Consider the following 19,723-nt stretch of genomic DNA (forward strand, 5'->3'; position numbering starts at 1 on the left):
CTCGTGTCCGTTTAGGCTGCTGCGTTAACAAACAGGTAGCCTTGATAGCCGATATAACAAAGGAGAAAAACAGCGCCTTCAATGCGGTTGATGCTACGTGATTTACCGAGTGCAAAAATCAGCAACATGATGGAAAGCACCAACATAATATAATAATCGCGGCTCATGGCATACTCACTGATCGCTGAGGGGTTGAGTAATCCTGGAATCCCCATCACCGCGAGAATATTGAACACGTTTGAGCCGATAATATTGCCGACGGCCAAATCATCTTCCCCTTTCATTACCCCCGCTATCGACGCGGCGAGCTCAGGCAAGCTGGTGCCAATGGCGATAATGGTCAAGCCGATCACCAAATCGCTCATGCCAAAGTACTGCGCGATGGTCACCGCCGAGTCAACCACTTGATCGGAAGAGACCAGCAGCAATGGCAAACCAATGATGATCCACAGCACCGCTTTCAGGTTACTGACATCATTAGGAATATCCGATTGTTGGTCGGCCAGTATTGGATCGGTGCCACCCGAGTCTTTGCCGATTTTTAGCATCATTAGGATGAAAATCACAAACAGGGTGAACAGCCCCACGCCTTCAAAAAAGCCCAGGTGGTTGTTCCAAAGCAGCACCCCAGCCAATACGGTGACCCCTAGCATCAGAGGCAGCTCGCGACGAATAATAGTCGAGCCAATAGAAAGGGGCTTGATCAGTGCGGTGAAACCGAGGATCAGCGCAATATTAGCGATGTTGGAGCCCAACACATTTCCTACGGCGGTGTCGGTTTTATCTGCTAAGGCAGCATTGGCCGAGACCATCATCTCGGGGGCGGAGGAGCCCATGGCCAGGATAGTCATCCCGATCACCAGCGGAGAGACGCCGTAGTTTTTCGCGATTGCTGCCGCGCCGAACACTAATCGGTCGGCACTCCACACTAGCACGATGAGTCCAACAATGAGTATGGCAACCGCTATGACCATGACACCTATCCTTTGCGTTTATTGATTGGGTTCAAATGAGGTGCAATTCTGACGGCTAACGGGGTAAATGTGAAGCGAAAAGCCCGTGCTTTAGCGATGAAATCAGCGATTTCATTCATCAACATGAGAGTTGTCGCCGTGAAACGGTCGCCATGAAATGGTCGTCGTGAAAGAACACGATAAAACGATAGCCACGAAAGGATGGTTAGCCATACAGAGGCTGTCGGCAGTGGTTATTGGCTGACCGGGATCGTGTCTGGCAATACCTGGGCGTACTTGGCGTTACATTTACCGGACGTAAGCTGACTGATGTCTGACACGAAAAGCGAAAAGAAGCTGCTATTATCAGGGATAAGTCACGTCCTGCGGGCGCTGAGGTGCGGCGTGGCTTGTGTTAGGGTGGGTGACGCCTTATTATCAGCCACTTCATTTTGTTCCTTTATAACCATGAGATGCGGCCATGGCAGCACAGAGCCTGATAGATATCAGTGGGATGACTTTCTCACGGGGCAATCGATGCATTTTTGACAATATTGATTTGCAAGTGCCACGTGGCCAGGTAACCGCGATCATGGGGCCATCAGGCATTGGCAAAACCACCTTGCTACGTTTGATTGCCGGTCAGATTAAACCGGATGCGGGCGAGATTGTGTTTGATGGTCACGCCATTCCTACTCTAGGACGACGCAAGCTGTTTGAAGTCCGTCAGCGTATGAGTATGCTGTTCCAATCAGGGGCGCTGTTCACCGATATGTCGGTGTTTGACAATGTCGCCTTTCCGCTGCGCGAACATACCGCTTTAGACGAGTCATTGATCCACACCATCGTGATGCTTAAGTTAGAAGCGGTGGGGTTGCGTGGTGCACACGACTTAATGCCCAGTGATCTGTCTGGCGGCATGGCACGTCGTGCAGCACTCGCACGCTCGATAGCCCTCGATCCTGAACTGATTTTGTTTGATGAGCCCTTTGTCGGCCAAGACCCGATTACCATGGGCGTACTGGTCACCTTGATCCGCCAACTCAACCAAGCACTAGGGTTGACCTGTGTGGTGGTCTCACACGATGTCCCTGAGGTGATGAGCATTGCCGATCAGGTTTATTTACTGGCCGATAGCCGCATTATCGCCAGTGGCTCGCCCCAGTCGCTGCGTGACAACCCTGATCCTTGGGTCAAACAATTCTTAGAAGGCCATGCCGATGGCCCTGTGCCTTTTCGCTATCCCGCTGGCGAGTTAACGCAGGAGATTTTCCGGTGATCAGAACACAAATTGAAGATGTGGGCCGCCGGGCGATGCGTGTGGCCGAGTCCATGGGCCGTGCAACCTTTGTGATGGCAGGCGCACTGATTGGCCGTCCGCAGCCAAGCAAAACCTTTCCATTGTTGGTCAAACAGCTTTATTCGGTGGGCGTTCGCTCACTGGCGATCATTATGGTGTCCGGCTTATTTATTGGCATGGTACTGAGCTTGCAAGGCTATCTGGTGTTGTCAGACTTTGGCGCGGAAACCAGCCTTGGGCAAATGGTGGCCTTGTCGCTGCTGCGTGAGCTTGGCCCCGTGGTGACCGCCTTGCTGTTTGCCGGACGCGCCGGGTCAGCACTGACCGCCGAAATAGGCTTGATGAAAGCCACCGAGCAGCTCTCTAGCCTTGAAATGATGGCGGTCGACCCGCTACGCCGAGTGATTGCCCCGCGTTTTTGGGCGGGCGTAATCGCCATGCCACTGCTGGCCGTGATTTTTATGCTGGTGGGCATTTGGGGCGGCGAGTTAGTTGGCGTCGACTGGAAAGGCATTGATCACGGCAGTTTCTGGTCAGTGATGCAAGCGTCGGTTGATCTGGGTTATGACGTGGGCAACGCCCTGATCAAAAGCGTGGTATTTGCCGTGGCTGTGACCTGGATTGCGCTTTTTAACGGCTATGATGCCACGCCGACATCGGAAGGGATCAGCCGCGCCACCACACGTACTGTGGTACATTCATCGTTGGCCGTGCTTGGCCTTGACTTTGTCCTTACTGCACTCATGTTTGGGAATTAATCATGCAACAGAGTCGTAAAACAGAATTTTGGGTAGGCTGCTTTGTCATTGCGGGCATTGCAGCGTTATTGGTCTTGGCGTTTCAAGTGGCAGACGTCCAACGTTGGGGGCGGGCGGATACCTATACCTTAACCGCTGAGTTCGACAATATTGGTGGTTTGAAAGTACGCTCACCCGTCAAGGTGGGGGGCGTGACGGTCGGCCAGGTCACAGATATTTCTTTGAATGCAGAGACGTATGTCCCTCAGGTCACCTTGCAAATAAACGCGGACGCCGGGCGCTTTCCGGAATCAAGTTCGGCCTCGATTTATACCGCGGGGTTATTGGGCGAGCAGTACATTGGTATTACTCCAGGTTTCGTGGATGAAGCCCTCGGCATTGGCTATCTCGAGGCGGGAGATAAAATTCAGGACACCAAATCGGCACTGGTGCTAGAAGACCTGATCGGTCAATTCCTCTACAGCATGGGTGACAAGGAGTAAACAGCATGAAGAAGACATTGATCGCACTGGGTAGCGCCATTTGCTTAATGGTTTCTAGCCTTAGTTCTGTGGCGCAGGCCAGTGAGCCGGTTGATCAATCCAACCCTTATCAGCTGATTGAGCAAGTTGCGGACAACACGTTTAGTCGCTTGCGTAAAGATCGCACCTTATTCCGCGCCGATCCGGACTTGCTGCGAGATGTGGTGAAAGACGAGTTGCTGCCTTATATCCATACCCGGTATGCGGCATCGTTGGTGTTAGGGGCGCAGTATTATCGCAAAGCGACACCGGCGCAGCGTGATGCCTTTACCGAGGCCTTCACTGAATACATGATTGCTTCTTATGCCCAAATCCTGCTCGAATATGATGACCAGGCCGTCGAGGTACAAAAAGATCAGCCGATTGCCCCGGACGATAAAATTGTCAAAGTGCGGGTGGACATTACCGACCCATCACGACCGCCAATTCGCCTTGATTTTAGTTTACGTAAAAATTCTCGGACAGGAAATTGGCAAGCCTATGACGTCACCGCTGAAGGGGTGAGTATGATCCAGTCTAAGCAGTCGGAGTGGAAAGCGCCGCTACGTCGTGATGGCATTGATTCGGTCATCGAACAATTAAAAACTTTGGCAGAGCGCCCCATCCGTCGCGAAGACAAGCAAAAACAGGACGCCTCATGAGCATCCGCTTAACCGCCGGGGAGGGGCAACAGTATCACTTGTCAGGGCGATTAGATCGTGACACAGTGCCTGACTTTTGGCGTCAACGTGACCAGTGGCTCCCCGCCGACACCGCCTTTAGCCTGGATTTAAGCGCGTTGTCACGCGTCGATTCCGCCGGTATGGCGATGTTGCTACACCTTGATAAGCAACTACGTAGCCAGGGGCAACAGGTGCGTTATCAAGGGGTGCCCGAGCAACTTAAACTGTTGTTAACGCTGAGTAATTTAGACACATTTTTTGACGATGCTGAGCATCAAGAAGGGGTTTAAACGTGGAAACAAGCGAAGTTAAAGCCATTTTAGAGGCCGCTTTTTCAGAAAAGGCTTTGTCAGTGGACGAGCTGCACGTCAAAGGCGATGGCAGCCACTTTGAAGTGATTGCTGTGGCAGAGATGTTTGACGGGATGTCACGTGTGAAAAAGCAACAAACGATCTATGGTCCGCTAACGGACCACATTGCGCGTAATGATATTCATGCGGTCAGCATTAAAGCGATGACACCAGCTGAGTGGGCACGCGATAAAAAGCTGATGCAGCTGTAAGAGGGTCTGATGCAAAAGTTTCGAGTGACGGGCAATGGCCCGCTAAAAGGTGAAGTGGCCATTTCCGGCGCGAAAAATGCCGCCCTCCCGATTTTATTTGCTTCATTACTCGCTGAAGAGCCGGTCGAGGTGGCGAATGTCCCTAAACTACGTGACATTGATACCACCATGGCACTGTTATCTCGCCTGGGGGCCAAGGTGAGCCGCAACGGCTCTGTCCATGTGGATGCCAGTGACATCACCGAGCTGTGTGCGCCGTATGATTTAGTCAAAACCATGCGCGCGTCTATTTGGGCGCTTGGGCCTTTGGTAGCACGCTTTGGTAAAGGCGAAGTGTCATTGCCAGGCGGCTGCGCGATTGGTGCCCGCCCAGTAGACTTGCACATTAATGGCCTTGAGCAGCTGGGTGCCACTATTACCTTGGATGAAGGCTATGTGCGTGCGACCGTGGATGGCCGCTTGCAAGGGGCGCATATTGTGATGGACAAAGTCAGCGTCGGCGCGACGGTCACCATCATGAGTGCGGCCACTCTGGCTGACGGCACCACAGTGATTGAAAACGCGGCGCGTGAGCCAGAAATCGTGGATACTGCCAAGTTCCTCAACATGCTGGGTGCCAAGGTATCAGGTGCAGGCACGGATCGGATTGAAATTGAGGGGGTAGAACGCCTCGGCGGCGGCAAGCACTCAGTGGTGGCCGATCGGATTGAAACCGGCACCTTCTTGGTGGCCGCGGCTGTGTCTGGCGGGCATATTATTTGTCGCCATACTTCGCCCGAGTTACTCGAAGCGGTATTGCACAAGCTCGAAGAGGCGGGGGCGAAGGTCGTCACCGGTGATGATTTTATCGAACTCGATATGACCGACCGCGAGCTAAAAGCGGTGAATGTACGCACCGCACCGCATCCCGGGTTTCCGACTGATATGCAAGCCCAGTTTAGCCTGCTTAATCTGGTGGCCAAGGGCACGGGCATTATCACCGAAACCATCTTTGAAAACCGCTTTATGCATGTGCCTGAACTGCAGCGCATGGGTGCCCATGCAGAAATTGAGGGCAACACCGTGATCTGTGGTGACACCGACAGCTTAAGCGGGGCGCAAGTGATGGCGACCGATTTGCGCGCCTCGGCGAGCCTCGTGATTGCGGGTTGTATCGCCAAGGGCGAGACCATTGTCGATCGCATTTATCATATCGATAGAGGCTATGAGCGTATCGAGGATAAACTTCAAGCCTTGGGTGCGAAAATAGAGCGGATTGACGCGGCGTAACCTCGCCTGTACTCGACACAAAAACGCCAGCATCCAGCTGGCGTTTTTGATGGCGTGAAGTGATAAGCGCAGAGACCGACAGCGTTAGCGGCGCTGCCTTTCATCGCCCACCTTGACCGGCAGTGTCAGGGTCTCACCATCACGAATAAGGGTCACATCTAGCGTGGAGCCTGGGCGCGTATCGGTGACCATATCCATGGCACTGCGTGCACCACGTACGGACTGACCATCAATTTGAATAATTAAATCTTGCGGTTTGATGCCGGCTTTATCCGCCGGTCCCCCTTGGTCAACTCCAGACACCATCACTCCTCGTTGCTGCTCGGCATCCAGCAGGCGCGCCATTACCGGATTCACATCACGACCATCAATCCCGATATAGCCTCGGATCACTCGGCCATCGGCAATCAGTTTATTCATGATTTTTTCAGTCAACCCGTAGGGAATAGCAAACGAGATGCCATAGGTTTCCAAATCGGTGGCTTGCTGGAATGAGGCGGTATTAATACCCACCAACTCGCCGCGGCTGTTGACCAAGGCGCCGCCAGAGTTCCCTCGGTTGATCGCGGCATCGGTTTGTAAAAAGTCTTGGCGGCCATAAAAGCTCATCCCGGTACGCCCGGTCGCGGAAATAATGCCATAAGTGGTGGTTTGGCCGAGATTATAGGGGTTACCAATCGCGAGCACCGTATCGCCCACCGCAGGCTGATAACGTTCGTTGACCGGGATCACGGGTAAGTTATCGGCTTGTACTTTGATCACCGCTAAGTCGGTGCGCTGGTCTTTACCCACCATCTGGGCGGTGAAAATACGGCCATCTTGCAACGCCACAATCACCTGATCGGCCTCGGCGACCACGTGATAGTTAGTGACAATATAGCCCTTAGCGCTCATGATCACCCCAGAGCCTAACCCCTGAGTGTTGAGGGCTAATCGTTCGTTACCGGTGTAGTTGCGGGTGTAAATATTGACCACTGCCGGCGACGCGCGCTTAACCGCGTAATTGAACGACACCAGCTCCACGGGATCGTCCTCGATGCTGTCTGCCATTGAAAAGCCGGATAGCAGACCCGAGCGTAAGTCTGGCACCGCTACCAACAATAAAGCAGCCGTCACCAAGCCAATAATCACAGAGCGAATCAATAACGCCAGCATAAATAATGCCATCCTCAAGCAACTTAACGCGGAGCTAGAGAATAGCATTGTCAGCGCGGGTTGGGGAAATCATCACCGCGGTCTGACCAAAAAAATGCCTGCCGAGAAGGCAGGCATCAATCGATGAACGCCAGGCCTGTTCGCGGGCTAGCGGATCACCAGGTACAAGGAGCTGTTGTCGCGGACGATATTGAGCGCCAGCACACTGGGTTTGTCTTCAAGTAGCTTGCGCAGATCGCCTAAGTTCTCAACCTTGTGACGATTAAGACCGACAATCACATCCCCTTCACGCAGCCCATAGCGCGCGGCGAGTGAACCTTCTTCAATCGCCGTCACTTCTACCCCAGCGGGCTTGGTGTCGTGATTTTTCAGCTCAGCACCGGTGAGGGCTTTGTGTAAGTTGTCGGCCTTGGTTTGCGTTTGGCTCGCCTCTTTAAGGGTGGTGTCCATTTCTAGGTTTTCACCGTCGCGGATAACCCCCAAGGTCACTGGCTTGCCCGCGCCCAAGGTGGCAATTTTAGCGCGTAGCTCGCCAAAGCTGCGGATGCTCTTGCCATTAACCGAGACGATGATGTCCCCGGCTTCCAAGCCTGCCTCTTCTGCTGCAGATTCAGGCATGACTTGGCTGACAAAGGCACCGTGTTTTGTAGCAAGGCCAAAGGCATCGGCCAGCTCCGATGTTAGCTCGCGACCGGTTACTCCCAGCATACCGCGGCGCACTGAGCCGTATTCGATAATTTGGTCGACCAGGCTTTTCGCCATATTGACTGGAATCGCAAAACCAATCCCGACGTTACCGCCATTTGGGCCTAAAATAGCGGTATTGATCCCCATTAGCTCGCCATTAAGGTTAACCAGGGCACCGCCCGAGTTACCACTGTTGATCGCCGCATCGGTTTGAATAAAGTTCTCAAAGTTTTCCAAATTCAAACCACTGCGCCCTAGTGCAGAGATGATCCCCGAAGTAACGGTTTGCCCAAGCCCAAACGGGTTACCAATCGCCACGGCAAAATCGCCCACGCGCAGTTCGTCGGAGTCCGCGAGCGGAATTTGGGTCAGGTTATCGGCCTCTTCTTCGAGCTGAAGAAGGGCGATGTCAGACATTTCGTCGCTGCCAATCAAGGTGGCATCGTACTCGCGTCCGTCTTTGAGCTGCACGCGAATTTGGTCGGCATCATCAATCACATGGTGGTTGGTGACAATATAGCCCTTATCCGCGTCGACAATCACCCCTGAGCCGAGTCCGCGAAATGGGCGCTCTTGGGCTTGTTCTGGCGGTATGTTGGGGCCGAAGAAAAAACGAAAGGCTTCTGGAATACGCTGCTTGGCGACTTTATTGCCTTCAACGGCAATGCTCACCACCGCAGGAGACACCTTCTCTAGCATGGGCGCTAAGCTGGGCATCGCCTCACCGTTAACGGTTTGCGGCAAGGCTGCGTGGCTCGGGAGAGGGGAAAAAGCCGCGCCAAGAGTCAGCGCGGCGATACTCATCGCTAGTAAAGACTTCTTCATCATAGACTCACACTCCGATTGTCGAGGTATGAAGTGAGAGTGGGGGCTATCTGAAAAAGTTCAATCCTCCATCAACTTGTCGCGCGTGACCCTTCGCCGCTTTTGAGCAGTCCAGAGGCGCTGTCTGAGTAGTCTCTTGGCGGCTCACTGGTTGTCTCGGCTTTCACTTCAGTGATTTTACCCAGCCGCTTGGCAAACGGATTATCCTGATCGGGCAAGTTGGGCATCAAATCGGTCGAGGTCTTTGCCATGTGTTGATAGAGCTTGTTGTAATCTTTGGAAAGGGTATCGAGCAGCTCCGCGCTTTGGGCAAAATGATCAACCAGTTCTTGGCGATATTGCTCCAGCTCGTAACGTGACTTTTCTAGCTCCCTTTTCATGTTTTTTTGTTGTTTGAGATCGCGTGTCGTCATGCGGGCAATGAAGAAGCCTACCGCGATACCGATGACGAGAAAGATCAGGCTATTAATCCAGGCCATAACTGCTCCTTGTAGTCACAAGTTGACTGTCCACAGATACCACTGGCGGGTCAGTCAAGACAAGTAAAATCACTTGCCTACCTAATAATATCGTACATTCCCCAATGGCTCAGCAAGGGGGATTCGCTTACTATACACGTCGATGCGTCCTTGCGGTACTGGCAGCGGACGGATTGTGGGTTGGGGCGAGTCCTCTCCGGTTTGGCGGATATGTTACGTTTTGTATCGGGCGTGTTACTATGCGTGCGAGGCGATAATCAATGAGGCTTTCACGGAATGACGCCACTCGAGCATTACAATAACGATCTGACCCATAACGATTTTATTGAAGACCCCGCGCAGCGTATGGCAGTAGAGAAACTCGATGATCTCTACCATCGCTTGGTTGCCAACCCCATTGTCCCCGCCACGCCGGAAAAGCGCAGCTGGCTGCCTTGGCGTAAGCGCGAGCCGGCTTCTGTGACCCCTGTAAAAGGCTTATATTTCTGGGGCGGGGTGGGGCGCGGCAAAACCTACCTAATGGATACGTTTTTCCACGCTTTGCCGTTTGAAAACAAGATGCGGATGCACTTTCACCGCTTTATGCATCGCGTGCACCAAGAGCTGAAAACCTTGGATGGCGAGGTTGACCCTTTGCCACAAATTGCCGACAAGTTCGCCCAAGAAACCCGAGTACTGTGCTTTGATGAGTTTTTTGTCTCTGACATTACCGACGCGATGATTTTGGGGACGTTAATGGAAGCCTTGTTTGCGCGCGGCATTACCTTGGTGGCCACCTCTAACATTGTGCCAGATGAGCTTTACTGGAATGGGCTACAACGTGCCCGTTTCTTGCCTGCGATCACCTTGATTAACCAGCATTGTGAGGTGGTCAATGTTGACTCAGGCGTCGATTACCGCTTACGCACCCTGGAGCAAGCCGAGATCTTTCACCATCCTTTAGGTGATGCTGCGACCGCGCAAATGCACGCGTATTTTAAGAAGCTCAATGGCGAGGGCGGGTTGAAACAGGATGTGATCGAGGTAAACCATCGACCGCTGCACACCATCGAAAACGGTGATGGGGTGGTGCATTTTGATTTTGCTGAGCTATGCCAATCAGCACGTAGCCAGAGTGACTATATGGAGCTGGCACGCCTTTATCATACCGTGTTGGTTGCTGATATGCCTCAGCTGACTGGCTTGCAAGACGACGCTGCACGGCGCTTTATTGCCTTGGTGGATGAGTTTTATGAGCGCAGCGTGAAGCTAATTATTTCGGCGGCGGTACCTATGGATAGCCTCTATCATGGCGAGCGGCTGGCGTTTGAATTTCAGCGCTGCCAATCACGCCTTATTGAGATGCAAAGCCATGACTACCTCGCCTTGCCGCACTTGCCCTAAATAGGATGAAAAGCGGGGCGCAAGCGTTCTGATGGTGCGTGTCCCGCCCTACAGTGGCGTGCAGTAGCCAAACAATCACCAACTGAAAAAATCCATCGAATTTTTTTGCCAAAAGGAGGTGATTTTTTCTCCACTCTTCCCTATAATCTCGCGACCCACCGTTACTGTTGAAAGGCTTAGGCCGAGTGTACCACCACTCGAAGGGGTGATGTATGGGCGCTTAACAGTGGGAGCTTAGGCTCCTGAAGTGAAACTTATTAATCGGGTAATCATTAGCATGAAAACTTTCGTTGCTAAACCAGAAACTGTAAAACGCGACTGGTTCGTTGTAGACGCTGAAGGCAAAACGCTGGGCCGTCTGGCCACTGAAATTGCAACGCGTCTGCGTGGCAAGCACAAGCCAGAATACACTCCTCACGTTGACACCGGTGACTACATCGTTGTTATCAACGCTGAGAAAGTGGCTGTTACTGGCCGCAAAAAGTCTGACAAGATGTACTACAGCCACACTGGCTACATTGGTGGCATCAAGTCAATCAGCTTTGAAAAACTGATCGCGGAAAAACCTGAACTGGTTATTGAAAAAGCCGTTAAAGGTATGTTGCCACGCGGTCCTCTAGGTCGTGCTATGTACCGTAAACTGAAAGTTTACGCAGGTTCTGAGCACAAGCACGCGGCACAACAACCGCAAGTACTAGACATCTAAGAGGAATAAAGCAATGGCAGAACAATACTACGGCACCGGCCGTCGCAAAAGCTCCGCAGCGCGTGTCTTTATCAAGCCAGGCAGCGGTAACATCGAGATCAACAAGCGTTCTCTCGACACTTACTTCGGTCGCGAAACCGCTCGCATGGTCGTTCGTCAGCCGCTTGAGCTGGTAGAAATGACCGAGAAGCTAGACCTGTACATCACCGTTTCTGGTGGTGGTATCTCTGGTCAAGCTGGCGCAATCCGTCACGGCATTACTCGTGCCCTGATGGAGTATGACGAGTCACTACGTCCTGCGCTACGTGCAGCTGGCTTTGTTACGCGTGACGCTCGTCGCGTTGAGCGTAAAAAAATTGGCCTACGCAAAGCACGTCGCAGCCCGCAGTTCTCGAAGCGTTAATCGACGTTTCAGTCAGATTTGCTGCAAAAAGCCTGGTGGCAACGCCAGGCTTTTTTTATTCATCAATTTAACCAGCATTCTCGCGTGTAATACTCATTTATTTCCTTTCAAAACAGTGTATAAGCACTCACTTTCCAACATTTTTATTACCCTTTCCTCAATTCTGTGCACACCGCTCACATTTGTTACAAAAAGGTAGCTTTATCTTGTCAAAAAGTAGGGTTTTCTCTATCATCTAGCCGACGTAATAGCAGCTAAGATTTAATCGAACTGATCCCAGTCAGCCGTTATTACATATTCGTTTTTAAGTAAGCCGTACGCTCCATGGACGCAAAGGACACAATAAAAATCCAAGCGGGAGCACATGGGAGAATGTTGGATGAGCAATGCGCCAGTGAATACCGGCCGACGCCGTTTCCTGACTGCGACGACGTCAGTTGTTGGCGGTTTAGGGGCCGTAGCAGTTGCCGTACCTTTTATTAAGTCTTGGAACCCAAGCGCGAAAGCCAAAGCGGCGGGCGCGCCTGTCGAAGTCGATATCAGCAAGCTACAAGACGGACAAATGATCCGTGTTGAGTGGCGAGGAAAACCTGTATGGATCGTGCGTCGCAGTGATGCGGTCGTCGAACAGCTGTCTAGCTTCGAGGACCAGCTTCGTGATCCCGGTTCGGCACAGCCGCAACAGCCAGAATACGCAGCCAACCAGACCCGCTCTATTAAACCTGAAATTTTTGTCGCGGTTGGTATCTGTACCCACCTAGGTTGCTCGCCAACCTATCTGCCTGACAGCTTCAGTGAGCAAGTGAGTGGGGTGAAAGCCGGGTTCTTCTGCCCGTGTCATGGTTCTAAATTTGACATGGCAGGACGCGTATTCCAAGGCGTACCTGCACCACTGAACCTGGTCGTTCCACCTTACATGTACTTGGACGACAAACGGGTACTCGTGGGACAAGATGAGGGGACTGCGTAATGGAAAACTTGCTGAACTGGGTTGAGAAACGCATTCCAGCGATGAATGCGTATCGCAAACACATGACTGAGTACCCCATGCCGAAGAACTTCAACTTCTGGTATATGTTTGGTGTGCTCGCAATGCTGGTTCTGGTTAACCAAATTCTGACTGGGATTTGGCTAACGATGAACTACGTACCTTCAGCGGAAGGCGCGTTTGCGTCTGTTGAATATATCATGCGTGATGTGGAGTACGGTTGGCTCCTCCGATATATGCACTCCACTGGGGCCTCGGCCTTCTTTGTGGTGGTCTACCTGCATATGTTCCGCGGCCTCATTTACGGCTCCTACCAAAAGCCACGTGAGCTGTTATGGCTATTTGGTATGCTGATCTTCCTGGTGCTGATGGCTGAAGCCTTTATGGGCTATCTGCTGCCATGGGGGCAAATGTCGTACTGGGGGGCACAGGTTATCATCTCCTTGTTCGGGGCTATCCCAGTTATTGGTGATGATTTGACGCTATGGATCCGTGGCGACTACGTCGTCTCTGGCGCGACCTTGAACCGCTTCTTTGCGCTTCACGTGGTTGCACTACCGATTGTGCTCTTGCTGCTCGTGGCGTTGCACGTACTTGCACTGCACGAAGTGGGCTCCAATAACCCGGATGGTATCGACACTAAACTGCCGAAAGGTGAGGCAGACGACGATGGCCAGCAGTCACAGTTCAAGTTCCACCCTGACTACACCAAGAAATATAAGATCATTGACTCGATTCCTTTCCACCCTTACGGGACAGTGAAAGATTTGATTGGTGTGGGTGTGTTCGGCATCTTGTTTGCCTACGTGATTTTCTTTAATCCCGAAATGGGCGGCTATTTCCTTGAGCCACCCAACTTTGAAGCGGCTAACCCGCTGAAGACCCCTGAGCACATTGCCCCTGTTTGGTACTTCACGCCGTTCTATGCAATTTTGCGTGCGATCCCAGACAAGCTAATTGGTGTGATTGCCATGGGCGCGTCGATTGTGATGCTGTTCATCCTGCCGTGGCTTGACCGCTGCCGTGTGCGCTCATACCGCTACCGCAGCAAGCTGCACTTGGCGAACATCGTCCAATTTGTGATTGCCTTTATTGCTCTGGGTATTCTGGGTGCGTTGCCAGCAACCCCAACCTACACCTTGCTGGCGCAGATCTTCAGCTTCTGTTACTTCATGTTCTTCGTGCTGTTGTTCTTCTACAGCAAAAATGAGGCAACGAAACCGCTACCAGAGAGGGTGACATTCAAATGAGAAAATGGATTGTAATCTTGTGCGCGCTGTTGCCCTCTTTGGCGATGGCCGCCGGTGGTAATGTCCACTTGGACGAAGCCAACAATGATTTGACGGACAAAGCCTCATTGCAACGTGGCGCCAAACTGTTCATGAACTACTGTTTTGGTTGCCATGCTACGCAGTATCAGCGTTATCAGCGTGTGGCCGAAGATCTCAATATTCCTAAAGACTTGATGGAAGACAACCTGATTGTCGATAAGAATGCCGATTACGGCGACTTGATGAAAAATGCCATGACGCAAGAGGCGGGCGCGCAGTACTTTGGTGCACCGGCACCTGATCTGACCTTGGTGGCACGTGTGCGTGGCGTGGATTGGCTATATACCTATTTACGTTCGTTCTACGTCGACCCATCTCGCCCATTTGGCGTGAACAACACCGTGTTCCCGAACGTGGGTATGCCACACGTGCTTGAAGAGCTTCAAGGCACACCCCGTAAAGTGTACGAAACACGTATGGTGGACGGTGAGCCGGTGGAAGAGTTTGTTGGCCTTAAATCTGACGGCAATGGCGAACTCAGTGCCAGTGAGTACGATAATGCGGTGCGCGATCTGGTTAACTTCCTTGAATATTCAGGGGAACCTGTGAAGCTAGAGCGCCAGCAGTTAGGCTGGTGGGTGATTGGTTTCTTCGTGGTATTCTTGATTTTGGCGTACTTCCTCAAGAAAGAATATTGGCGCGATGTGCACTGATCGGTTAATCTAGTGTGTTGCTAATCCGCAATGGGGACTTTAGGTCCCCATTGCTTTCTATTGATATTGAACATCCTGGAGGGGTTGATGGCTGTTGCTGCCAATAAACGCTCGGTGATGACGTTATTCTCTGACGCATCTGATCTCTATAGTCATCAGGTACGCATCGTCCTCGCAGAGAAAGGTGTCAGTGTAGAAATCGAGCTGGTGGATCCGAATAATCTGCCAGAAGACCTGGTTGACTTAAATCCTTATAACTCTGTTCCAACCTTGGTAGACCGTGAGTTAGCGTTGTATAACGCGGATATCATCATGGAATACTTGGATGAGCGTTTCCCTCACCCGCCATTGATGCCGGTATACCCTGTTGCTCGTGCACAAAGCCGTTTGATGATGTATCGCATCAAGCGCAACTGGTATACCTTGGTTGACCAAATTATGGAAGGCAGTGCTGACGACGCTGATAAAGCGCGTAAGCAGCTGCGTGAAGAGCTTCTGGCGCTGGCACCGGTATTCGCCGAAGATCCCTACTTTCTAAGCGAAGAGTTTAGTCTGGTAGATTGCTACTTAGCGCCGCTGCTGTGGCGTTTGCCTGCACTAGGCATTGAGCTAACTGGCCCAGGTGCGAAGCAAGTAAAAGATTACATGACGCGTCTGTTTGAGCGTGATTCGTTTCTCGCCTCACTGACAGAAGCTGAACGTGAAATGCGACTAACAGGTCAATAATGTCTACATCAGAATTTGCGATGACACCACGCCGCCCCTATTTGGTTCGCGCGTTCTATGATTGGTTACTGGATAACGATCTCACCCCCCACATGGTGGTGGACGCGACTTTGCCGGGCGTACAAGTGCCGTTTGACTACGTTAAAGACGGGCAAATTGTCCTCAATATCGCCCCGCGCGCGGTCGGTAACTTGGAACTGAGCAACGAGCACGTGTGTTTTAACGCGCGCTTTGGCGGCAAGCCCCAGCAAGTGCTGGTGCCTATGGCGGCGGTGCTCGCCATCTACGCACGTGAAAATGGCGCGGGCACCATGTTTGATATGGAGCCAGCTTACGCCCACGCTGATGATGAGGAGATGTTTGAACAAACCGCCCCATCCAGCGAGGGAGAAGACGAAGAAGAGCCGTCTTTAGTATCAGTCGACAGCGTTGACGATCCTGAGGCGCTGCCGCAAGCCGATGATGAAGACGACACGCCGGCTACGCCAAGCAAAAAAGGCAAGCCGACGCTCACCGTGGTGAAATAACCGCGTCGCAAGTTCTACCTGAAGGTAAGACACAAAAAACCAGCACCCAAGTGCTGGTTTTTTTATGCGCAGGGAGCCTGCCGCACAGAAAAGGCGCCCGACTCGACGCCCTTAATGTACGGCGTCTGAATCAATGACGCTCGGTCATGATCTCACGCGAGAATACCTTCTCACAGTATTTGCAGCGCAACTTCACATCGTCTGCTTCACTCAGCACGCGGAATGAGCTATCGACCGCCGGCTCACCGTGGGTAATACAGTTAGAGTTTGGGCAGCGGAATACGCCTTGAATCACCTCAGGCAAGGTCAGTGGCAGCTTGGCCACTACTTGATAGTCTTCGATTTGATTCACGGTCGCCTGTGGTGCATACAGTGCGAGTTGACTGGCCTGATCTTCGCTGATCACCACGTTCTCAATTTTGATCAGATCTTTGCTGCCCAACGCTGACGAGGGCAGATTCAGACCAATGGTGATCCGCTGATCGCTGCCGTGCATTTGAAACAGGTTTAAGATCTTAAAGCCAATGTGCGCGGGAATATGATCGATCACCGTGCCGTGACAGATGGCTTCAACTTGTAGTTTGTTATCCGTGCTCATTGTGCAACTCCTTCAACCTGTTCGTTTAATACCAGTGCCAGCAGGGCTTCTCGCGCATAGACACCGTTCTCAGCTTGCTCAAAGTAATAGGCGTGCGGGGTTTTATCGACATCCACAGTAATCTCATCCACACGGGGCAGGGGATGCATCACCTTCATGTTGGGTTTGGCATCACGCAACATGGCCGCATTTAAAATGAACGCCGCTTTAATGTGCGCGTATTCTGATTCATCAAATCGCTCTTTTTGCACTCGTGTCATATACAACACATCCAGCTCAGGCACCACATCGGTGATGCTACTGTGCAGGCTATACGGGTGGCCCGCGGCAGTCAGCTCATCTAACAAATACTCAGGCATCGCTAGCGCATCTGGGGCGATATAGAAAAAGCGATTCCCCTCGAACTTTGACAAGGCTTGCGTCAGCGAATGCACGGTACGGCCATATTTTAGATCGCCCACCATGGCAATATTGAGGTTATCGAGCCGGCCTTGGGTTTCGTAAATCGAGAACAGATCGAGTAGGGTTTGGGTTGGATGCTGGTTAGCACCATCACCGCCGTTGACTACCGGCACACCTTCAGAGAACTCCGAGGCCAACCGCGCGGCCCCCTCTTTTGGATGGCGCATCACAAAGCCATCGACATACGAGGAAATCACCCGGACTGAGTCGGCCAAGGTTTCGCCTTTTTTGCCTGACGAGGTATTGCCACCGTCGGGGAAGCCAATCACCGAGCCGCCCAGGCGCTGAATCGCGGTTTCAAACGACAAGCGTGTACGCGTCGACGCCTCAAAAAAGCAGCTGGCAATCACTTTATTTTTTAATAGCGTCGGGTTAGGGCGCGCTTTTAGCTCGCCCGCCGTGGCGACGATTAACGCCAGCTCGTCGCGGCTGAGCTCGGGAATGGAAATAATATGTTTGTTATAAAGCGTATTGGCCATAACGCGAGTCCCTTTCTTTGCAGTGTGCTACAGGCAAAAAAAAACCTCCGAAACGGAGGTTTTTACGATCACGACCAATGCGGATACCGTCCCGCAATGGGGCGGATAAATCGCTGTTTGTAGGTGGAATAACCAACATAACGTCTGGCCGTGTAATGAAATCTGGCCGAATTATACGCCCCTATTTATGTCGTGCAAGCAAAAGTGCAATCGTTTACGTGCTTGCGTTGACGAGTGTGGCAACCATCACAGCCTTGATGGTATGCAGTCGGTTCTCTGCCTGGTCAAAGACGATCGACTGCTCAGACTCGAACACCGCGTCGGTCACTTCCAGCCCATTGAGCCCGTATTGATCGGCAATTTGTTTTCCTACGCCAGTCTCATCGTTATGAAAGGCAGGCAAACAGTGCATAAACTTAGCGTGTGGGTTTGCGGTGGCGGCCATTAAGCTTGGATTCACCTGATAAGGGGTGAGATCAGCCACACGCTGCGCCCAGGCCGATTCGGGTTCACCCATCGACACCCAGATATCGGTATACACAAAGTCACAACCGTCCACCGCTGCGGTGTCTTCGGTTAAGGTGAGCGTTGCGCCAGTATTGACGGCGATATCTTGGCAGGTGGCGATCAAGTCAGCCTCAGGCCAATAGGCTTTAGGGCCAATCAGGCGCAGATCCATCCCCATTTTCGCCGCGCCGACCAATAGCGAATTACCCATGTTGTTGCGCGCATCCCCCACATACGCAAACGCGATTTGATTAAGCGGCTTGTCACTGTGCGCTTGCATGGTGAGCAGATCAGCCAACACTTGGGTGGGGTGAAAATCATCGGTTAAGCCATTCCACACCGGCACCCCGGCATTCGCGGCGAGCGTCTCGACCACCTCTTGGCCAAAGCCACGGTATTGAATGCCATCATACATTCTCCCTAACACCCGCGCGGTGTCCTTCATGGTTTCCTTGTGGCCAATCTGGGTGCCGCTAGGGCCGAGGTAACTGACCTGCGCACCTTGATCAAACGCCGCCACCTCAAAGGCACAGCGGGTACGGGTCGAGGTTTTCTCAAAAATCAGCGCAATGTTTTTGCCCGTTAGCTGTGGGGTTTCCTCACCACAGGCTTTGGCCGCTTTTAGTGCGGCGGCATCATCAATCAGATCGTGGATTTGCTGAGGTGATAAGTCGAGTAAGGTGAGCAGTGATTGCTGGTAGAGGTCGCTTTTCATATCTATCCCTAAATAACGCGTCAAATTGAATATTAAATCGATATTTGTGTTTAATTATTCTTTGATGGTAAAGCGCGTGCCAGCAAGATGCAAGCGACAAAACCGAGCGTAAAGGCCATCAATTAACCATCAACACACCGTATTGATGGTTTTATGACCGCGAAGGAGGGATTTAATCAAGCGCTGACAATGCTGATAAATTGGCGACAAACTAGACAATCCTTTTACCGCCTTATAGCGAGAGAATGACAGGGGCGCGCGATGAGTACGAGATAGTGTTTATGTCCTCAAGGGCAAACGACAATACTAGGAAGGAGAAGATGATGAAAACACAAAACAAAGCACTGACTCTTAGCGCACTCATGATGATGGTTGGTCTCGCCGGCCCCGCGATGGCCAACGAAGCCAGCCAACCGCAAGGCGACCAGCCCGTGGTAACCTGCCCAGACGGCGGCACTGATTGCGACACGCAGCCAATGCCAGAAGACGACAACAGCACCTGGCCGGCTGAAGACAGCCAAGACTCCGCCATGCAATAAGGCGGTAACCTCCTAAGCAAGCAAAGCGTGAGTGCCGCCACATTGGCGGCGCTTGTTTATCCCACCACACGCTAAGTGCTCAAAAAGCATACTGAATTCGCCCCCCTTACAGCTAGACACCCTGTGAGCCTTCCCCTATAATCCCATTCCATTCGGCCCCTTAGCTCAGTGGTTAGAGCAGTCGACTCATAATCGATTGGTCCCCAGTTCAAGTCTGGGAGGGGCCACCAGTTATAGAAAGGCGTAGCAGGTTAGTACCTACTACGCCTTTTTTGTGTCTGCTGATTTTTAGTCAAACACTTAGTCAAACAAGGAACGGGTACAACTCCCGTTTTCGCATTAGAAAAAATCAGCGGGGTAACACTGAAAGGTGTTCAACACTTCGATCCTGCCCACGGTCATCTTTTACCTTGCTTAGACAAGCGCCCACTAAAACGATTCATCCGTAGCGCCTAGGTAACTTCTTGTACCCATCTCACAAAATATGGTTTATCTAACACTTTGGACAATAGCGCACGAAAACCAAAACAGCCCT

At 52.1% G+C, this 19,723-nt stretch carries 23 protein-coding genes and 1 tRNA gene; 17 read left to right on the forward strand and 7 right to left on the reverse strand.

Annotation, left to right across the window (positions count from 1 at the left end; all coding sequences use genetic code 11):
• Positions 1 to 11: 11 nt before the first annotated feature.
• On the reverse strand, positions 12 to 974 hold the full coding sequence (locus C7A19_RS08465; RefSeq protein WP_046073915.1) for a calcium/sodium antiporter: 963 nt from the start codon (positions 972 to 974) through the stop codon (positions 12 to 14).
• Positions 975 to 1,434: 460 nt separating this feature from the next.
• On the opposite strand from C7A19_RS08465, the gene mlaF reads away from it, so the two are divergent.
• Genes mlaF through murA form a run of 7 tightly spaced genes read left to right on the forward strand, consistent with a single transcriptional unit; the run spans position 1,435 to position 6,025 of the window.
• Positions 1,435 to 2,232, forward strand: a complete 798-nt coding sequence (gene mlaF / locus C7A19_RS08470; RefSeq protein WP_116644690.1) for a phospholipid ABC transporter ATP-binding protein MlaF — start codon at positions 1,435 to 1,437, stop codon at positions 2,230 to 2,232.
• Positions 2,229 to 3,011, forward strand: coding sequence for a lipid asymmetry maintenance ABC transporter permease subunit MlaE (gene mlaE, locus C7A19_RS08475; protein ID WP_069363312.1), 783 nt, complete (start codon positions 2,229 to 2,231; stop codon positions 3,009 to 3,011). The genes mlaF and mlaE overlap by 4 nt, the downstream gene beginning before the upstream one ends.
• Positions 3,012 to 3,013: 2 nt before the next feature.
• Complete coding sequence (gene mlaD / locus C7A19_RS08480) at positions 3,014 to 3,493, forward strand: outer membrane lipid asymmetry maintenance protein MlaD (RefSeq protein WP_069363313.1); 480 nt, start codon at positions 3,014 to 3,016, stop codon at positions 3,491 to 3,493.
• 5 nt (positions 3,494 to 3,498) lie between these two features.
• Positions 3,499 to 4,173 (forward strand): phospholipid-binding protein MlaC, encoded by a 675-nt coding sequence (gene mlaC, locus C7A19_RS08485; protein ID WP_069363314.1) that lies wholly within the window; start codon positions 3,499 to 3,501, stop codon positions 4,171 to 4,173.
• Positions 4,170 to 4,484 carry an STAS domain-containing protein gene (locus tag C7A19_RS08490; RefSeq protein WP_069363315.1) on the forward strand — a complete coding sequence of 105 codons (315 nt, stop codon included), beginning with the start codon at positions 4,170 to 4,172 and terminating at the stop codon, positions 4,482 to 4,484. The genes mlaC and C7A19_RS08490 overlap by 4 nt, the downstream gene beginning before the upstream one ends.
• 2 nt (positions 4,485 to 4,486) lie before the next feature.
• Positions 4,487 to 4,756: a BolA family iron metabolism protein IbaG gene (ibaG, locus tag C7A19_RS08495; protein WP_116644691.1), complete on the forward strand. Its 270-nt coding sequence runs from the start codon at positions 4,487 to 4,489 to the stop codon at positions 4,754 to 4,756.
• A gap of 9 nt (positions 4,757 to 4,765) precedes the next feature.
• On the forward strand, positions 4,766 to 6,025 hold the full coding sequence (murA, locus tag C7A19_RS08500) for a UDP-N-acetylglucosamine 1-carboxyvinyltransferase (RefSeq protein WP_069363317.1): 1,260 nt from the start codon (positions 4,766 to 4,768) through the stop codon (positions 6,023 to 6,025).
• A gap of 84 nt (positions 6,026 to 6,109) precedes the next feature.
• Here the strand turns inward: murA and degS are convergent, their stop codons facing one another.
• The 3 genes from degS to zapG all read right to left on the reverse strand — a co-directional run bounded on the left by degS (position 6,110) and on the right by zapG (position 9,171).
• Positions 6,110 to 7,180: an outer membrane-stress sensor serine endopeptidase DegS gene (gene degS / locus C7A19_RS08505; protein ID WP_077673837.1), complete on the reverse strand. Its 1,071-nt coding sequence runs from the start codon at positions 7,178 to 7,180 to the stop codon at positions 6,110 to 6,112.
• Between the two features lie 147 nt (positions 7,181 to 7,327).
• A complete protein-coding gene (locus tag C7A19_RS08510) occupies positions 7,328 to 8,692 on the reverse strand; it encodes a Do family serine endopeptidase (RefSeq protein WP_106407177.1) in 1,365 nt (454 codons plus the stop codon).
• 71 nt (positions 8,693 to 8,763) lie between these two features.
• Complete coding sequence (zapG, locus tag C7A19_RS08515) at positions 8,764 to 9,171, reverse strand: Z-ring associated protein ZapG (protein WP_116644692.1); 408 nt, start codon at positions 9,169 to 9,171, stop codon at positions 8,764 to 8,766.
• A gap of 276 nt (positions 9,172 to 9,447) precedes the next feature.
• Between zapG and zapE the strand changes: the two genes are divergently transcribed.
• From zapE to sspB, 8 genes are all read left to right on the forward strand, one after another.
• The gene (gene zapE, locus C7A19_RS08520) at positions 9,448 to 10,554 is read left to right on the forward strand and encodes a cell division protein ZapE (RefSeq protein ID WP_116644693.1); all 1,107 of its coding nucleotides are present in this window, start codon (positions 9,448 to 9,450) and stop codon (positions 10,552 to 10,554) included.
• 277 nt (positions 10,555 to 10,831) lie between these two features.
• Positions 10,832 to 11,260 (forward strand): 50S ribosomal protein L13, encoded by a 429-nt coding sequence (gene rplM, locus C7A19_RS08525; protein ID WP_046073927.1) that lies wholly within the window; start codon positions 10,832 to 10,834, stop codon positions 11,258 to 11,260.
• A 13-nt stretch (positions 11,261 to 11,273) separates the two neighbouring features.
• Complete coding sequence (rpsI, locus tag C7A19_RS08530) at positions 11,274 to 11,663, forward strand: 30S ribosomal protein S9 (protein ID WP_069363322.1); 390 nt, start codon at positions 11,274 to 11,276, stop codon at positions 11,661 to 11,663.
• A gap of 379 nt (positions 11,664 to 12,042) precedes the next feature.
• Positions 12,043 to 12,633 (forward strand): ubiquinol-cytochrome c reductase iron-sulfur subunit, encoded by a 591-nt coding sequence (gene petA, locus C7A19_RS08535; RefSeq protein WP_077484168.1) that lies wholly within the window; start codon positions 12,043 to 12,045, stop codon positions 12,631 to 12,633.
• Positions 12,633 to 13,901, forward strand: a complete 1,269-nt coding sequence (locus tag C7A19_RS08540) for a cytochrome bc complex cytochrome b subunit (protein WP_069363323.1) — start codon at positions 12,633 to 12,635, stop codon at positions 13,899 to 13,901. The genes petA and C7A19_RS08540 overlap by 1 nt, the downstream gene beginning before the upstream one ends.
• Positions 13,898 to 14,635: a cytochrome c1 gene (locus C7A19_RS08545; protein WP_077608694.1), complete on the forward strand. Its 738-nt coding sequence runs from the start codon at positions 13,898 to 13,900 to the stop codon at positions 14,633 to 14,635. The genes C7A19_RS08540 and C7A19_RS08545 overlap by 4 nt, the downstream gene beginning before the upstream one ends.
• 87 nt (positions 14,636 to 14,722) lie before the next feature.
• Positions 14,723 to 15,361 (forward strand): stringent starvation protein SspA, encoded by a 639-nt coding sequence (gene sspA / locus C7A19_RS08550; protein WP_046073932.1) that lies wholly within the window; start codon positions 14,723 to 14,725, stop codon positions 15,359 to 15,361.
• Positions 15,361 to 15,888 (forward strand): ClpXP protease specificity-enhancing factor, encoded by a 528-nt coding sequence (sspB, locus tag C7A19_RS08555; protein ID WP_116644694.1) that lies wholly within the window; start codon positions 15,361 to 15,363, stop codon positions 15,886 to 15,888. The genes sspA and sspB overlap by 1 nt, the downstream gene beginning before the upstream one ends.
• Before the next feature lie 130 nt (positions 15,889 to 16,018).
• Here the strand turns inward: sspB and pyrI are convergent, their stop codons facing one another.
• The 3 genes from pyrI to argF form a co-directional block, all read right to left on the reverse strand.
• The gene (gene pyrI, locus C7A19_RS08560) at positions 16,019 to 16,486 is read right to left on the reverse strand and encodes an aspartate carbamoyltransferase regulatory subunit (protein WP_069363326.1); all 468 of its coding nucleotides are present in this window, start codon (positions 16,484 to 16,486) and stop codon (positions 16,019 to 16,021) included.
• Positions 16,483 to 17,427: an aspartate carbamoyltransferase gene (gene pyrB / locus C7A19_RS08565; protein WP_116644695.1), complete on the reverse strand. Its 945-nt coding sequence runs from the start codon at positions 17,425 to 17,427 to the stop codon at positions 16,483 to 16,485. Before pyrB ends, pyrI begins: the two co-directional genes overlap by 4 nt.
• A 214-nt stretch (positions 17,428 to 17,641) precedes the next feature.
• Positions 17,642 to 18,649 (reverse strand): ornithine carbamoyltransferase, encoded by a 1,008-nt coding sequence (gene argF, locus C7A19_RS08570; RefSeq protein ID WP_116644696.1) that lies wholly within the window; start codon positions 18,647 to 18,649, stop codon positions 17,642 to 17,644.
• Positions 18,650 to 18,969: 320 nt separating this feature from the next.
• Here argF and C7A19_RS08575 point away from each other — a divergent pair, with 320 nt between their 5' ends.
• Positions 18,970 to 19,188, forward strand: coding sequence for a hypothetical protein (locus C7A19_RS08575; protein ID WP_155522560.1), 219 nt, complete (start codon positions 18,970 to 18,972; stop codon positions 19,186 to 19,188).
• A gap of 154 nt (positions 19,189 to 19,342) precedes the next feature.
• Positions 19,343 to 19,418: transfer RNA gene (locus C7A19_RS08580), tRNA-Ile, on the forward strand.
• Positions 19,419 to 19,723: the final 305 nt, after the last annotated feature.

This window comes from Salinivibrio sp. HTSP (assembly GCF_003390965.1).
Lineage (GTDB): Bacteria > Pseudomonadota > Gammaproteobacteria > Enterobacterales > Vibrionaceae > Salinivibrio > Salinivibrio kushneri.

Excerpts from the sequence above, each read along its gene's own strand:
- C7A19_RS08465 (WP_046073915.1), bottom strand. The coding sequence starts at position 974 with ATGGTCATAGCGGTTGCCATACTCATTGTTGGACTCATCGTGCTAGTG.
- mlaF (WP_116644690.1), top strand. The coding sequence starts at position 1,435 with ATGGCAGCACAGAGCCTGATAGATATCAGTGGGATGACTTTCTCACGG.
- mlaD (WP_069363313.1), top strand. The coding sequence starts at position 3,014 with ATGCAACAGAGTCGTAAAACAGAATTTTGGGTAGGCTGCTTTGTCATT.
- mlaC (WP_069363314.1), top strand. The coding sequence starts at position 3,499 with ATGAAGAAGACATTGATCGCACTGGGTAGCGCCATTTGCTTAATGGTT.
- C7A19_RS08490 (WP_069363315.1), top strand. The coding sequence starts at position 4,170 with ATGAGCATCCGCTTAACCGCCGGGGAGGGGCAACAGTATCACTTGTCA.
- murA (WP_069363317.1), top strand. The coding sequence starts at position 4,766 with ATGCAAAAGTTTCGAGTGACGGGCAATGGCCCGCTAAAAGGTGAAGTG.
- degS (WP_077673837.1), bottom strand. The coding sequence starts at position 7,180 with ATGCTGGCGTTATTGATTCGCTCTGTGATTATTGGCTTGGTGACGGCT.
- C7A19_RS08510 (WP_106407177.1), bottom strand. The coding sequence starts at position 8,692 with ATGAAGAAGTCTTTACTAGCGATGAGTATCGCCGCGCTGACTCTTGGC.
- zapG (WP_116644692.1), bottom strand. The coding sequence starts at position 9,171 with ATGGCCTGGATTAATAGCCTGATCTTTCTCGTCATCGGTATCGCGGTA.
- zapE (WP_116644693.1), top strand. The coding sequence starts at position 9,448 with ATGACGCCACTCGAGCATTACAATAACGATCTGACCCATAACGATTTT.
- rplM (WP_046073927.1), top strand. The coding sequence starts at position 10,832 with ATGAAAACTTTCGTTGCTAAACCAGAAACTGTAAAACGCGACTGGTTC.
- rpsI (WP_069363322.1), top strand. The coding sequence starts at position 11,274 with ATGGCAGAACAATACTACGGCACCGGCCGTCGCAAAAGCTCCGCAGCG.
- petA (WP_077484168.1), top strand. The coding sequence starts at position 12,043 with ATGAGCAATGCGCCAGTGAATACCGGCCGACGCCGTTTCCTGACTGCG.
- C7A19_RS08540 (WP_069363323.1), top strand. The coding sequence starts at position 12,633 with ATGGAAAACTTGCTGAACTGGGTTGAGAAACGCATTCCAGCGATGAAT.
- C7A19_RS08545 (WP_077608694.1), top strand. The coding sequence starts at position 13,898 with ATGAGAAAATGGATTGTAATCTTGTGCGCGCTGTTGCCCTCTTTGGCG.
- sspA (WP_046073932.1), top strand. The coding sequence starts at position 14,723 with ATGGCTGTTGCTGCCAATAAACGCTCGGTGATGACGTTATTCTCTGAC.
- sspB (WP_116644694.1), top strand. The coding sequence starts at position 15,361 with ATGTCTACATCAGAATTTGCGATGACACCACGCCGCCCCTATTTGGTT.
- pyrI (WP_069363326.1), bottom strand. The coding sequence starts at position 16,486 with ATGAGCACGGATAACAAACTACAAGTTGAAGCCATCTGTCACGGCACG.
- pyrB (WP_116644695.1), bottom strand. The coding sequence starts at position 17,427 with ATGGCCAATACGCTTTATAACAAACATATTATTTCCATTCCCGAGCTC.
- argF (WP_116644696.1), bottom strand. The coding sequence starts at position 18,649 with ATGAAAAGCGACCTCTACCAGCAATCACTGCTCACCTTACTCGACTTA.
- C7A19_RS08575 (WP_155522560.1), top strand. The coding sequence starts at position 18,970 with ATGATGAAAACACAAAACAAAGCACTGACTCTTAGCGCACTCATGATG.